We start from the raw sequence: 14,252 nt of genomic DNA, 5'->3' as shown, positions 1-14,252 counted from the left end.
TGCTTCGATGTGCGGGTGGGAGCGACGCTACATGGGCGGAGCTGCCGCGACCCGTCCCGCCATGCGAATCAATGTCAACTTCCCGCTGTGTGAGCCCTGTTGCGCCCCTTGTCTTGCTCTGTTCGCGCCGTTAAGTTGTGCGGTTCCTGATGTCTTCAATGGGGGCTCCCATGGGTGTACGGGGTCGGCATCGCCGGTACCAGCCGAGCAGCATCAACCGCGCCTCGCTCGCCGTCACCGCCGGTGGCGCGGGGCTGGCGCTCCCTCTGATCGGCGCCGGCACGGCCCACGCCGCCTCGGTGGACACCTGGAACGAGGTCGCGGACTGCGAGTCCACCAACAACTGGCACGTCAACACCGGCAACGGCTACTACGGCGGGCTCCAGTTCAGCCAGAGCACGTGGCGCGCCTTCGGCGGCACCGCGTACGCGGCCCGCGCCGACCTGGCCACCAAGGACCAGCAGATCGCGGTCGCCGAGAAGGTCCTGAAGGGGCAGGGGCCGCAGGCCTGGCCGGTGTGCGGGAAGCAGGCCGGCCTCTCGCGGAGCGGTCCCGCGCCCTCCGCCTCTCCGCAAGGCCAGGGCCAGGGCCAGGGCGTGAAGGTCCAGGTCCAGGTCCAGGCCAAGGAGGCGAAGCCCGCCGCCCCGCCGGCCGCCACGCCCCGCCCGACGGGCACCTCGGTCCTGCCCAACCCGTACGTGGTGGCGCCCGGCGACTCCCTCTCGGCGATCGCCACCAGCCAGCACGTCGAGGGCGGCTGGCAGGCGCTGTACGAGACCAACCGGGCCACCGTGGGGAGCAACCCGAACCTGATCTTCCCCGGTCAGCGGCTCACCCTGCGCGTCACCGCCGCGCCCGCCCCGCCGGCCGCACCGCCCGCGCAGAACCCCGAGAAGCCGCCGCGGACCGCGGAGCCGGTCAAGCCGGTGGAGCCGAACGCGCAGAAGCCCGCCGAGAAGCCCGCCGCGAAACCCGCCGCGAAACCCGCGGAGAAGCCCGCCCCCGCCGCTCCCGCCTCAGCGCAGCAGCAGCCGGCCTCTGGCGGCTTCGTCGCCCCCGTGGACGCCTCCATCGGCACCGCGTACCACGTGGCCGGATCGTCCTGGTCCAGCGGCTACCACACGGGCGTCGACTTCCCCGTCGCCACCGGAACCTCCGTCAAGGCCGTCGGCCCCGGCTCCGTCGTCTCCGCCGGCTGGGCGGGTGCGTACGGCTACCAGGTCGTCATCCGGCACGCCGACGGCCGGTACTCCCAGTACGCCCACCTGTCGGCGCTCGGGGTCAAGGCCGGGCAGCAGGTCTCCGGCGGGCAGCGGATCGGCCGCTCCGGCTCCACCGGCAACACCAGCGGACCGCACCTCCACTTCGAGATGCGCACGTCCCCCGGCTACGGCTCCGACATCGACCCGCTGAAGTACCTCCGCGGTCGCGGCGTCGGCATCTGACCCCCGTACGTGCGGCGGCACGACCGTGAGCAGGATCAGGCCGGCCGCCGCCAGCACGGCGCTGGCCAGGGCCGCCGCGGTGCCCGCCGCCCCGAACCGGAAGCCCTCGTCGAACAGCGAGATGCCGACCGCCGCCGCGACCACCGGGTTGACCACGGTCAGCGTGGCCAGCGGCGCGTTCAGCCCCGCGCCCCGGTAGGCCGCCTGGGAGAGCAGCAGTCCGCCCGAGGCCAGGACGGCGATCGCCGCCAGATCGGGCCACACGGAGCCCAGCGCGCCCGACGCGAAGGCGAAGTCCTCGGCGTTCTCGGCCACCGACTTGGTGAACACGGAGGCCATGCCGAAGGCGGTACCGGCCGCGACCGCCAGCAGCACGCTGCGCAGCACCGGCCGGTGCATCCGGTGCGCCGCCAGGAACAGCGCGGCGACCCCGGCCCCCGTGGCGATCAGCAGCAGGCTCCGCTCCCCGCCGGCCAGCGGCTGGTCCGCATCCCCGTCCCCGCCCGTCAGCGCCAGCAGCCCGGCCAGCCCCACCGTGGCCAGCACCGCGCCGCGCCAGGCCGCCGCACCCGCCCGGCGGTGTACGAAGAGGGCCGCCATCGGCAGCGCGAAGACGATGGTCAGCGCACCCAGCGGCTGCACCAGGCTCAGCGGCCCGTACGCGAGGGCCACCACGTGCAGCAGGGCGCCCATGCCGTTCAGCCCGACCGCGCACCACCAGCCGGTCCGGCGCAGCGGCGCGTACGGGCGGTCGGGGGTGCTCGCCGCGACCTGTTCCTGGACGATCGCGCCGCCCGCGTACGCGACGGCGGACACCAGGCAGAGCAGGACCGACAGCGCAAGGGCACTCATGATTTCCACAATGCCCGACCCCAGCGGCCTATTCCTCCCCCTACAGGTGGTAGCCGGCGGTACGCCGGTGATACCTCAGGCATACTCCGAAAGGAGTACTGGGCCCCCGGACGGCCCCCGCCGCGCCCTGCCCACGGTGACGCTTCCGTAGCGGTGCGTGAGGCGCCGGACGACGGGTTTGGTTCCGGGCGCGTCGGATCCGTACAGTGGCGGTTTTGAGGACTTCCGCAGCAGGCGGATGCGGACGAGTGAGCAAGGAACGGCAGCGGCCATGACGGTGACCGAAGACAACCACGTGAGCGCGGACGACCACGCCTACGGGCCGGGCATCGACCCCGACCGGCTGGCGCTCTGCCTCAGCGTGCTCGAGGAACTCGACAAGATCGACGTCGACCACCCCGACGCCATCACCGTACGCCGCGCCACCGCCGGCCTCTACCGCACGGTCAAGCAGCGCCGCCGCCAGGAGCGCCGCGCCGCCAAGACCGCCAACGACAAGGCCGTCACCGAGGCGACCGCGACCGGCTCCGCCGAGCGCATCGACGACGAGACCGAGGGCATCCTGCCGTCCTCGGTCACGGAGGCCGGCCGGATCGCCGGGATACTCCAGCGCCCGCGCTCCTGCTACATCTGCAAGACGCGGTACGTCGAGGTCGACTACTTCTACCACCAGCTCTGCCAGCCGTGCGCCGGACACAACCGTGCCAAGCGCGAGGTCCGCGCCGACCTCGCCGGCAAGCGCGCGCTGCTCACCGGCGGCCGGGCCAAGATCGGCATGTACATCGCGCTGCGGCTGCTGCGCGACGGCGCCCACACGACGATCACCACCCGCTTCCCCAAGGACGCCATCCGCCGCTTCAAGGCGATGGAGGACTCGGCGGAGTGGATGCACCGCCTGGAGGTCGTCGGACTGGACCTGCGCGACCCGGGCCAGGCCGTGGCGCTCGCCGACCAGATCGCCGAGGCCGGTCCGCTCGACATCCTGATCAACAACGCGACGCAGACCGTGCGCCGCCTGCCCAGCGCGTACGCCGCGCTGGTCGAGGGGGAGAGCGCCCCGCTGCCGGCCGGCGAGCTCCCGGCCCACCACGTCATCGGCGCCTTCAACTCCGGCGCGGTCGACGGCCTGGCGGCGCTGCCCGTCGGCGTGAGCGGGCTCGACGCGCAGAAGGTCGCCGACCTCGCCCTGGTCGCGGGCAACGCCAGCATCGAACGGCACCTCGACGGCACCGCCATCGACGCCGGCGGCCTGCTGCCCGACGTCGTCGACACCAACACCTGGGTGCAGACCATCGACCAGATCTCCCCGGTGGAGCTGCTGGAGACCCAGCTGTGCAACTACACGTCGCCGTTCATCCTGATCAGCGCGCTCCGGCCGGCGATGGCCGAGGCCGCCCGCAGGGCGTCCAGCGGGCGCGCGTACGTGGTCAACGTCTCGGCGATGGAGGGCGTGTTCAGCCGCGGCTACAAGGGCGCGGGGCACCCGAACACCAATGCCGCCAAGGCCGCGATGAACATGGTGACGCGGACCAGCGGCCAGGAGATGTTCGAGACCGACCGCATCCTCATGACCTCGGTCGACACCGGCTGGATCACCGACGAGCGCCCGCACTTCGACAAGCTGCGCCTGGCCGAGGAGGGCTTCCACGCGCCCCTCGACCTGGTCGACGGCGCGGCCCGGGTCTACGACCCGGTCGTCCGCGGCGAGGCCGGCGAGGACCTGTACGGGGTCTTCCTCAAGGACTACGCGCCCGCCAACTGGTAGGCCCTTCTCCGGTCGCCCCACCGCCTCGGCCCCGTGCCCCGGTCCCTCTCGAAGGGGCCGGGGCGCGGCCGTGTCACGGAGTGCGCTCGTACGCCCGCGCCGCCACCAGCTCCAGGACCGGACGCCAGTCCTCCATCACGCCCGCGTCGAGCCCGACGACCTTGCCCGCGTCATCCGCTTGGCGCAATGTCACCGCCGCTTCCGCGTCGGGGTCGGCCGCGAAGGCCCGGACCTCCGCCTCGTCCATGAGCCCGCCCTGCGCCCGCAGGGTCAGCGCGCTCTGCGGGGACAGCGCCCGGTCGGGCTCCACGGCCGCCAGGTAGCGCTTGGCCGGCACGTGCAGCCGTACCAGCCGGGCCACCCGGTCGCCGAGCAGCGGACGGATCGCTTCCGCCGCGTGGTCGGCGTGTCCCGCGTCGTCCCCGGGGAAGAGCAGGTGGCCCAGGTCGTGGACGAGTCCGGCGACTTGGAGCTCCTTGTCGAACGGATGCGAACGGCGCAGCAGTGCCGCAGTCTGGAGCCCATGATCGTGCAGATCGACCGGGTCTCCGCTGCGGTCGGGCGTGTCCCACGCCCCGCGGCACGCGAGCAGCAGCTCCATCAGCTCCGCGATGCTCTCGACCCTCGGTACCCCCGGCACTCCGGACCTCGCCGCCACCGTCGCTCCCTCCGCCGCCTGTACCCCAGTCGTGCCACCGGCGTCGAGCACACCACCCGAGCCGGTCACATCGGCGTACGACTTCCTGAACTCGCGGCGAAATCCAGCCGTCGAGCGGATTTTGCCAATCCATCGAGCGGGGGCGCGCTCATATGTGTACTCTGAGTGGCACAAGACGGCCGTATCCAGGCCACGCTCCACCAAGGCGCCACCGCGTCCGGAAACCCTTTATCCCTTGTGCCCGGCGCGCGGCTCGCCCGCCGGGTTACGCGACACAAAGGAGTGCGCGGTGACAGACACGACGACGAAGTCCGACGAGACGCTGAGGATGCACTCGGCCGGGCGGTTCCGTCCGCACGCCGACGAGCTCGGAAGCCTCGAAGTCTGGGCCCGGTCCGCCCCGATCCGACTGGCCGGCTACGAGGACGACCTGGCGGAGCCCCACATCCTGCCCGGCATCGACTAGCCCCGCATCGACTAGCCCGGCATCGACCAGCCCGACACGTCACGCAGCGCCCCCGAGCCCACCGGCGACGGGGGCGCGGTGCTGCGCCGACCGTGCGGCCCCCCGGCGGGGTTCCCGTCGGCCGTACGCCGTGAGCGTCATCGCTGTGGGCGATCAAGCCTTCCGGCCGGGCCCCGGCCCCGGCACGCTGGCCCGCATGAAACTACTCATGCTGGGCGGTACCGAATTCGTCGGACGCGCGATCACCGAAGACGCCCTGGCCCGGGGCTGGGAGGTCACCGTCTTCCACCGCGGGCACCACGCGCCGCCGCCGGGCACCTCGGCCCTGCACGGCGACCGCACCGCGCCCGGGGGCCTGGACGCGCTCGCCGCGGGGGAGTGGGACCTCGTCGTTGACACCTGGAGCAGCGCCCCGACCGCCGTGCGCGACAGTGCCCGGCTGCTGGCCAGCCGCGCCGGGCGGTACGTGTACATCTCCAGCCGCTCCGTCTACGCCTACCCCGCTCCGGCCGGACTGACCGAGGACGGCCCGGTGGTCGACGGCTCGGCCGACGCCGAGTCCACGGCCTACGCCGAGGACAAGCGGGGCGGTGAGCTCGCCGCCGTCGACGCCTTCGGGGACCGGGCGCTGCTGGTGCGCGCCGGTCTGATCATCGGCCCGTACGAGAACGTCGGCCGGCTGCCCTGGTGGCTGGACCGGACCGCCCGCGGCGGCCCCACGCCGGCCCCCGGCCGGCCCGGACTCCCGATCCAGTACATCGACGTGCGCGACCTCGCGCACTGGACCCTGGACGCGGCCGAGGCCGGGCTCGGCGGACCGTACGACGCGGTCTCGCCGTCCGGGCACGCCACGATGGGCGCGCTCCTCGAAGCCTGCGCGGCCGTGACCGGCGGCCGCGCCGAGTTCCGCTGGATCGACGAGGACCGGATCGCGGAGGCGGGCGTGGCGCCCTGGACCGAACTGCCGATCTGGATCCCCGAGGGCGAACTGCACGACTACATGTTCGGCTCCGACACCACCAAGGCCCGGGCGGCGGGCCTGAAGTGCCGCCCGGTCGAGGAGACCGTGGCCGACACCTGGGCCTGGCTCCGGTCCCTCGACGGCCCCGCCCCGCTGCGCGGCGACCGCTCGACCAAGGGCCTGTCGGCGGAGCGCGAAGCCGTGCTACTCGGGCTCTGACCAGGAGGCTCCGGCGAGCCGGGTCGGGGGAAGGTACTCGCGCAGCAGCGTGCGGTGCCACCACGCGCCCGTCTCGCGCAGCTCCCGCCAGGTGGTGAACCGGTAGCGGTACAGCCTGGCCCGCACGTACAGCGGCGGGGCGTCCGGGAAGGGGTTGTGGCGCAGCAGCCGCAGCGTGTCCCGGTCGCCCGCCAGCAGCCGCTCCACGAACGGCCCGAACCAGTCCCGCGCATAGTCGGGGGAGAGCGCCGCGAACCACATCAGCCAGTCCAGCCGCAGATGGTACGGGGCGAACTGGCGCGGAGTCCTGCGCAGATCACCCGGTTTGCCCTTGAATCCGTACTCCCGCCACGCCCCGTCCTCCCGCGGCGCCCGGTCCGCGGTCCCCTCCACCACCACCTCGTCCCGGATCCGGCCCACCGTGCCGAAGGCCCCGTACGTGTTGACCAGGTGTAGGGAGTCGAAGGAGCGGTTCATCACCTGGCGCCGCGAGATCATGTTGAGCACCGGATGCCGGCTCAGCACCAGCACCAGCACGGTCGCCGCGCACACCAGGACCGCGTACCAGACGGGGGCCGCGCGCGAGGCCTCGGCCGGCGGCGGCCCCGCGAGCCCCGTGAAGTCGATCGCCGACAGGGCCACCGTGATGGTGATCCAGTTCAGCCAGGCGAAGTTGCCCGACAGCACCAGCCACAGCTGCGTCGCCACGATGATCCAGGCCGCGTACGAGGCCACCGGCTGCGGAGCGAACAGCAGCACCGGGACCACCAGTTGGGTCACGTGGTTCGCCGCGCACTCCACCCGGTGCAGGGGCTTCGGCAGATGGTGGAAGAACCAGCTCAGCGGCCCCGGCATCGGCTGCGTCTCGTGGTGGTAATAGAGGCAGGTCAGCTTGCGCCAGCAGCGGTCCCCGCGCATCTTGATCAGCCCCGCGCCGAACTCCACCCGGAAGACCACCCAGCGCAGCAGCCACAGCACCAGCACCGGCGGCCCCACCCGCGCGTTGCCGAGGAAGACCGCGAGGAAACCCACCTCCAGCAGCAGCGACTCCCAGCCGAAGGAGTACCAGGTCTGTCCCACGTTCACGATCGACAGGTACAGCAGCCACAGCAGCGCCCACATCCCCATCGCCGCGCCCAGCGGAACGAGGTCCCCCGCCCCCGCCGCGAGGGCCGCGGCCACCGCCGCGCCGACCCAGGCGCAGCAGGCGAAGAGCCGGTCCGAATAGCGCAATTGGAACAGGCTCGGAGCGTGCCGGAACGGCACGTACCGCACGTAGCGCGGCACGGGCAGCATGCCGTGCGCCCCGATCAGGGCCCGGAACTGAAGGGCGGCCGCGACGAAGGCGAAGAGGTAGACGCCGGCGAGGGCCCGCTGGAAGACCAGCCGGCCGAGCCAGTAGCCGGGCGCCGTGAACCAGTCCATCCCCTCCAGTATCGGGCGGATCAGGCCGCGGCGGCCAGCTTGCGCACGGTGCGGCCCAGCCGGCGGGCGTAGCACCGCTGGAGGAAGGGGACCACCGGCCCCGCGAGCCGCGTGTACCAGGCGGCCGGGCGGCTGAAGGCGGTCACCTCGAACCACACCGTGCCGTCCGGGTCCCGGAGCACCATGAAGGACTCCTCCCCGCGCTCCGGGTGCCCGGCCAGCGTCCCGTACGCGAAACCGATGCGCGCGGGCTCGTACGCCGTCCAGATCACCTCGCACGGGGCGCTGATCCGCAGCGGCCCGAAGCCGATCCCGACCACCACCCGGCTCCCGGGCCGGACCGCGCCGTGGCCGGCCCGCACCAGCATGCCCGAGGCCCGGTGGGCGCCGAAGGTGGTGACGGCGGTTCCGGCGGCCTCGAACGCGGCCTGCCCGTGGCCGATCCGTGTGCGGTGGTGCAGGTGGTGGTATCCGGCGGGCAGCGGCCGCCCCCGCGTCGCACCCCGGTCGGGGTAGTTGACGGTGTCACGGCCGGTGCTGATGAGGCGGGTCATGGCGTGGTCTCCATTCGGTCGGCGGCCAGCCTGCGCCAGGCCAGCAGCGAGCACAGGGCGAAGCCGAGCGCGTTGCCGAGACCATGGGTCGCGGCCATCCAGGTCAGAGTGGGGTGTACGAGGTCGGCGGCCTCGCCGAGCGCCCACCACAGGGCGAGCAGCATGGTGGCCACCAGGACCGCGGCCGAGGTAGCCAGCAGCGCGCCGGTGGTGCGGTCGCGGGCTCCCGGCCGTATCTCCCGCCAGGTCAGCAGGGCCACCGCCCACATCCCGCCGGTCAGCACCACCGCGCCCGCGAGTTCCGCCCAGTCGTCCACGAAGTAGCCGAGGAGGACGAGCAGGGTCCCGCCGGGGACGCTGTACGCGGCCCAGCGCGACAGCGTCGTACCGCCGGGCCCGGCCGGGGCGGCCCGGCAGACCAGCCCGGCGACCAGGGCGGCGGTGAATCCCGCGAAGTGGAAGTGGGGCACGGTCAGCGCCAGGATGTCCAGGTCGAAGCCGAACAGCCGGTACCCGGCGCGCTCGGCGACGAGGGCGGTCCCGGCGACCGACGGCGAGACCAGTGCGGTGAACACGGCGATCCCGGCCGGTGCGAGGGGTCCGGTGGCGGTTCCCGGCGTCCGGGGCGACCGCAGCAGCCGGGCCGGGGCCCGGGCCGCGAGCGCCAGGGTGGCTGCGGCGTACAGCGCGGCGAGTGCCGTGGCGGTCGCGCCGCGCGGCAGCCAGAGGCACACGGCCCCGGGAGCGGCGACCAGGGGCCAGATCCGGGCGGTGGCGCCCAGTCCGGCCGGGTCGATCAGGCGGAGGCCGGCGGGGATCACGTAGAGCATGCCCAGAGTGACGATCAGATGCACCAGTACCGTCACCGTGGACTCCCCTCCGCGCGCGGCCGAACGTCTTGAACGCGTTCAACTCACGGTCGTGACCCTACGAGGTTCCTTGAACATGTTCAAGACGTGATCCCGGTTTCTGTCCCGCCCGGTCCCGCCCTGTCGCGCCGCTCCGGTTGCGGCCCTCCCGCAGATGCGGCAGACAGGAGGGAGCAACCGGGGCGAAAGGGAGATTCACGTGCACGTACCGACACACCGTCAGGCTCCACGCCGTCATACACCGGTCCGCGCAGCCCTCTTCACGCTCCTCGGTCTGCTCGCCGCAGCCTGCGGCGCTCCCGAGGAACCGAAGAGCGCGGCCGGCCCGGAGAGCCAGGAGGTCCTGCTCCAGCCCGTGGGGACGGCCGGCCCCGACCCCTTCACCAGCACCTCGGCCACCGGCGAGTCCGCACCGGCGCAGCCCCCGCTGCCCAATGCGACCGGTCAGGGCATCCGGACCGTCAACGCGGCCACCCCCGGCCTCTACGCCGGCACCAAGCGGCTCGGCAGCTGCGACGTGGAACAGCAGCTGCGCGCCCTCACCGAGGACGAAGCCAAGGCCAAGGCCTTCGCCCAGGCCGTCTCCGTCGACCGGGCGAAGCTCCCCGAGTTCCTGCGCGGACTGACCCCGGTCGTGCTCCGCGCCGACACCCGCGTCACCAACCACGCCTTCCGCGACGGGCGCGGGGACGCCTTCCAGTCCGTCCTCCAGGCCGGCACCGCCGTCCTCGTCGACGACCACGGCATGCCCCGGGTCCGCTGCGCCTGCGGAAATCCGCTCCAGGCACCGCGCGCCCCCAAGGGCTCCCCGGCGCTCAAGGGAGACCAGTGGAGCGGTTACCAGCCCCACCAGGTCATCGTCATCGAACCGACCCCGCACCCGATCAAGAGCCTGGTCATCGTCAACATCGCCGACAACACCTGGCTGGAGCGCAAGACCGGCGACGACGGCGCACAGGACGGCACCCCGCAGCCGGTCCCCGCGTACGACCCGGCGAACGGAATCCCCTCCGGTCCCGTGACCCCGCCCGCGGCGGCCCCGGCCGAGCCGTGCGCCCCGCCCGAGACGGGCAACGACGCCGGCGCAGGGACGAACGGCCTGGCCAGGACCGCCCCGCCGGCCCCGCCGAAGCCGCCGGCCGGTCCCGGCGCAGCCCCGGCCCCCGAGGCCACGGACTGCGTACCGGCCCAGAGCGAGCAGGCCGGGCCGGACCAGCAGGTCCGGCCGGACCGGCCGGGCCAGCCGGACCGGCCGGGCCAGCCGGACCGGCCGGGCCAGGCCACGCCGCCGGCCCCGCAGAAGCAGCGCCCCGGGCAGCCCCCGGCGGCTCCGCGCTCCGACGTCCCCGCGGACCAGCCGGGCGACGTACCCCCGGACGCCTTCGCGGACCCGGGGCTCCCGCCGGGAGCCGACGGCTCGATGCCGAGGCAGCCCGACCCGGGGGACCCGTTCGCCCAGGGCGACACCTTCGGCCGGGGCGACGACCCGTTCGGCCGGGGCGACGACCCCTTCGCCCCGCCTTCCGGCCAGGACGCGCCGAACGACCCCTTCGGCGGCCTGGACCGGCAACAACCGCTCGTGAACCCCGCCCGCTCCTTGGAGAGCGCCTGACCGGCCCGTGTGTCATGGTGGATCGGTGCCGACCACCGTATCGCTGCCGGACGACTGGCCCGCACACCCGGACCGGTCGCTCTCGCTGAACCGCATGGGCAGTTTCGACTGGGACCTGGAGACCGGTCTCCTGCACATGGACGCAGCGGCCCTCGAGGTGTACGACATGACGCCCGGGGCGTACGACGGTCGGCCCGAATCCCTCGCCCCGCGCGTCCCGCCCACCGAGGCGACCCGGCTCGACGCCCTCGTCTCCAGCGTCCTCAAGAGCGGCGACGACAGCTACGGCGCCTACTTCCGGATCCGCACCCGGGACGGGCTGCTGCGCTGGACCCACACCCAGGGCCGCGTCATGCGCGGCTCCGACGGCCGCCCGTTCCGGATCATCGGCATCGTCCGCGACGCCACCGAGGAGCTCAGCCACTCGGCCGAGCGCCTCGGTCTCGACGAGGAGCGGCGCCGCCAGACCTCGGTGGTCGAGAGCACGACCGCCGCCCTCGCCCACGCCCGGACCGTACGGGACGTCATCGACGTCATCGGCGACGCGCACGGCCTGGAGCGGCTCGGTTCGATGGGCATGGTGATGGGCCTGGTCGAGGCCGGGCGGATCCACCTCGTGGCCGAGGGGCCGGCCGACAGTTTCGTCCCCGGCACCCGCTACACCCGGATCGACGAGCAATACCCGATGAGCGAGGTCGTCCGCTCGCTGCAACCGCGGTTCCTCGACTCCGCGCAGGAGTTCGCCGAGGGCTATCCCGATCTCTGGTCGAAGATCTCGTCCATGGACATCTCGGCGGCCGCGTACCTGCCGCTGATCGCCCAGGCCCGCCCGATCGGCGCCATCGGACTGCTCTACCAGGACAAGGACGGCTTCACCCAGGACGAGCGGAACCTGCTGATCGCCCTGGGCAGCAGCATCGCGCAGAGCCTCCAGCGGGCGATGCTGCTGGAGCAGGAGCACGACCTGGCGGAAGGCCTCCAGCAGGCGATGCTGCCGCGCCGGATCCCGTCGGTGCCGGGCGCGGAGATCGCCGTACGGTACCGCTCCGCCCGGATGGGCCAGGACATCGGCGGCGACTGGTACGACGTCATCCCGCTGCCCGGCGGCCGGGTCGGGGCCGTCATCGGCGACGTCCAGGGCCACGACACGCACGCGGCGGCGGTCATGGGCCAGCTGCGGATCGTGCTGCGCGCGTACGCCGCCGAAGGGCACGCGCCGGGCACGGTCATGGCCCGGGCCTCCGTCTTCCTGCACGAGCTGGACACCGACCGGTTCGCGACCTGCACGTACGTCGAGGCCGACCTCTCGACGGGCGTCCTGCAAGTGGTCCGCGCCGGGCACATCGACCCGCTGCTGCGCACCCGGGACGGGGACTGCCTGCGCCTGCCGGTGGAGGGCGGGATGCCGCTGAGCCTGTCGGCGGAGTTCGGCCGCCTGGAGTACCCGGTCACCACCGTGGAACTGGACCCGGGGGAAACGCTCGTCCTGTGCACGGACGGCCTCGTGGAACACCCCGGCGCGGACCTCGACGACGGGATCCAGCTGCTCACCGCGCTGGTCCGGAGCGGGCCGGCGGACCTTGCGCGGCTCGCGGACCGGCTGTGCGGGGTGATCGACGAGCGCGGCGGCGACGACGACATGGCGCTGCTCCTGCTGCGCCGCCAGGTCGAGGACGTCCCGCAGGGCGGCGGCCGCCTCCAGCAGCACGTGGCCCCGGGAGACCCGGAAGCCCTGGTCGCGGCCCGCCACATGATCGGCGCGGCGGTGCGGGCGTGGGGCGCGCGGGAACGGTCCGACGAGATCGAACTCGTCGCGGACGAGCTCATCGTGAACGCCCTGATGCACACGGACGGCCCGGCCATCGTGACGCTCCGGGTCCTGACGGGCCCCGAACGCCGCCTCCGCGTCGAGGTCGAGGACCGCTCCAGCGCCCTCCCGCGCCGCCGCGAAGCGGGCGACTCCGGTGTCTCGGGCCGCGGCCTGATGCTGGTGGACCGCCTGGCGGACGTCTGGGGAGTGGAACCCCGGGGCAGCGGCAAATGCGTCTGGTGCGAGTTCGTGATGTCCTGACCCGCGCCGCCGGCTCCCGGCCGGCCGCAAATTCCGTTGCGGCCGATCGCGGCCGTGTCGGACGATCATCGCGATGACCCAGATGACAGACGACGTCCGCCGGCTGATCAAGGCCGGAGACCTTCCCGGGGCCGTGCGCAGCCTGCGGCCGCACGCCGAGACCGCCCCCCTCGCCGACCTCGCGAAGGCGACGAGGCGCCTGGCCGAAGCGGCCGGGTTCGACGAGCTCGCCCGGGCCGCGAAGGCCGCCGCCCGCAAGCCGCGCGACCCCAAGGCGCTCTACGACCTCGGCTACGGCTGCGTGGAGCACGGGATCGCCTTCCTCGGCGTGGCACCGCTGCGCGAGGCGCTCGCGCTGGTGCCCGACTCCCGGGGGCTGATGCAGGAACTGGTCTCCGCCCTGGAGGACGAGCACCGGCACGGCGAGGCCGCCGCACTGCTCGCGGGGCGGGGGGCGGCCCTGGCGCCCTGGCCCGAGCGGTACCTGCTCGTCCACAACGCCCTCTTCGCGGGCGACCTCGACACCGCCCGCCGGACGGCCGCCGCCCTGCCGGACCCGGAGGACACCCGGTGGCTCGGCGCCCGGGACCGGCAGCGGCGGATCCTGTCGCGGGCCGCGCTCGCCGAGGCCGCCGGCGCGCTCGGCGGCCAGGACCTGCGCGGCTGGCACTTCGCCCTCACCGGCGGCCTGCTGGCCACCCTCTCCCCGTACGGCTTCGACGCGGGCATGACCGGCCGCTACGCCTACCTCGGCGACCAGCCCGAGCTGTGCCGGCGCGGCCTGGACCGGCTCGCCCTGATCCTGGACGCCGCCGGCCGCCGCCCGGGCACCGTGTCCCTGCTGCCCGGCCGGCCCTGCCAGATCATGGGGCTGGCCGCCGCCGAGCTGCTCGGGCTGCCCGCCGTACCGTACGACCCGGCGCGCACGGACACCCTCGTGGTGGCGTACGACCTGAACGCCCACGACACCGACCTCCTGTCCGCCCTGAACGGGCGCACCGACGGCCAGGTCCTGTACGAGCACGCCACCTGCTGGACCGACCCGCCGGCCGTGACCGCCGACGTCAGCGGCCTGCTGGCCCAGCACACCGTCGCACCGTGGGCGGAGCAGGGGGAGTGGCCCGCCGACACCCGGCCCGCCGAGGAGATCGCCCGCGACATCGTCACCGCCGACCCGGCCCCGGACGAGGGCGACGGGCAGACCCCGGCCGACCCGGACGAGGCGCTGCGGACCTTCACCGCGGCCGTGGCCGCCGGATGGCTGCGCGGCCCGCGCGACCGCGTCCGCTCGCCCGGTCCGGTGCGCAGCTCCCGGTTCGGGTAGCCGGGGCGGGGGCCCCGCGGGAAGGTGGGGG

At 73.8% G+C, this 14,252-nt stretch carries 11 protein-coding genes and 1 pseudogene; 7 read left to right on the top strand and 5 right to left on the bottom strand.

What is annotated here, in order from left to right; all coding sequences use genetic code 11:
- Positions 1-170 precede the first annotated feature (170 nt).
- Complete coding sequence (locus tag ADK52_RS31515; protein WP_053693274.1) at positions 171-1,445, top strand: transglycosylase family protein; 1,275 nt, start codon at positions 171-173, stop codon at positions 1,443-1,445.
- A gap of 105 nt (positions 1,446-1,550) precedes the next feature.
- On the opposite strand, the pseudogene ADK52_RS40700 reads toward ADK52_RS31515, so the two are convergent.
- Positions 1,551-2,297 (bottom strand): annotated as a pseudogene (locus ADK52_RS40700) (DMT family transporter); the annotation flags it as partial.
- 271 nt (positions 2,298-2,568) lie between these two features.
- Here ADK52_RS40700 and ADK52_RS31505 point away from each other — a divergent pair.
- Positions 2,569-4,062 (top strand): SDR family NAD(P)-dependent oxidoreductase, encoded by a 1,494-nt coding sequence (locus ADK52_RS31505; RefSeq protein ID WP_053693272.1) that lies wholly within the window; start codon positions 2,569-2,571, stop codon positions 4,060-4,062.
- Positions 4,063-4,135: 73 nt separating this feature from the next.
- On the opposite strand, the gene ADK52_RS31500 is transcribed toward ADK52_RS31505, so the two are convergent.
- Positions 4,136-4,663, bottom strand: coding sequence for an HD domain-containing protein (locus ADK52_RS31500; protein WP_053693291.1), 528 nt, complete (start codon positions 4,661-4,663; stop codon positions 4,136-4,138).
- Positions 4,664-5,009: 346 nt separating this feature from the next.
- Between ADK52_RS31500 and ADK52_RS42635 the strand changes: the two genes are divergently transcribed.
- Positions 5,010-5,186: a hypothetical protein gene (locus tag ADK52_RS42635; RefSeq protein WP_159046078.1), complete on the top strand. Its 177-nt coding sequence runs from the start codon at positions 5,010-5,012 to the stop codon at positions 5,184-5,186.
- A 196-nt stretch (positions 5,187-5,382) separates the two neighbouring features.
- The gene (locus ADK52_RS31495) at positions 5,383-6,366 is read left to right on the top strand and encodes an NAD-dependent epimerase/dehydratase family protein (RefSeq protein ID WP_053693290.1); all 984 of its coding nucleotides are present in this window, start codon (positions 5,383-5,385) and stop codon (positions 6,364-6,366) included.
- On the opposite strand, the gene ADK52_RS31490 is transcribed toward ADK52_RS31495, so the two are convergent.
- The 3 genes from ADK52_RS31490 to ADK52_RS31480 are packed head-to-tail and all read right to left on the bottom strand — an operon-like array spanning position 6,352 to position 9,211.
- Entirely contained in the window at positions 6,352-7,791 is a 1,440-nt protein-coding gene (locus ADK52_RS31490) for a lipase maturation factor family protein (RefSeq protein WP_053693271.1), read from the bottom strand. The genes ADK52_RS31495 and ADK52_RS31490 overlap by 15 nt on opposite strands.
- Before the next feature lie 20 nt (positions 7,792-7,811).
- On the bottom strand, positions 7,812-8,345 hold the full coding sequence (locus ADK52_RS31485) for a DUF1990 family protein (protein ID WP_053693270.1): 534 nt from the start codon (positions 8,343-8,345) through the stop codon (positions 7,812-7,814).
- Positions 8,342-9,211 (bottom strand): YndJ family protein, encoded by an 870-nt coding sequence (locus ADK52_RS31480; protein ID WP_053693269.1) that lies wholly within the window; start codon positions 9,209-9,211, stop codon positions 8,342-8,344. The genes ADK52_RS31485 and ADK52_RS31480 overlap by 4 nt, the downstream gene beginning before the upstream one ends.
- 202 nt (positions 9,212-9,413) lie before the next feature.
- Between ADK52_RS31480 and ADK52_RS31475 the strand changes: the two genes are divergently transcribed.
- The 3 genes from ADK52_RS31475 to ADK52_RS31465 all read left to right on the top strand — a co-directional run bounded on the left by ADK52_RS31475 (position 9,414) and on the right by ADK52_RS31465 (position 14,221).
- A complete protein-coding gene (locus ADK52_RS31475) occupies positions 9,414-10,826 on the top strand; it encodes a DUF6777 domain-containing protein (RefSeq protein ID WP_159046077.1) in 1,413 nt (470 codons plus the stop codon).
- 7 nt (positions 10,827-10,833) lie between these two features.
- The gene (locus ADK52_RS31470; protein WP_053693267.1) at positions 10,834-12,897 is read left to right on the top strand and encodes a SpoIIE family protein phosphatase; all 2,064 of its coding nucleotides are present in this window, start codon (positions 10,834-10,836) and stop codon (positions 12,895-12,897) included.
- Between the two features lie 73 nt (positions 12,898-12,970).
- The gene (locus ADK52_RS31465; RefSeq protein WP_053693266.1) at positions 12,971-14,221 is read left to right on the top strand and encodes a hypothetical protein; all 1,251 of its coding nucleotides are present in this window, start codon (positions 12,971-12,973) and stop codon (positions 14,219-14,221) included.
- Positions 14,222-14,252: the final 31 nt, after the last annotated feature.

Source organism: Streptomyces sp. WM6372 (genome assembly GCF_001279655.1).
Classification (GTDB): Bacteria; Actinomycetota; Actinomycetes; order Streptomycetales; family Streptomycetaceae; genus Streptomyces.
Note: the sequence above shows the minus strand (reverse complement) of the source record. Positions and strands in the feature narration are given on the sequence as shown.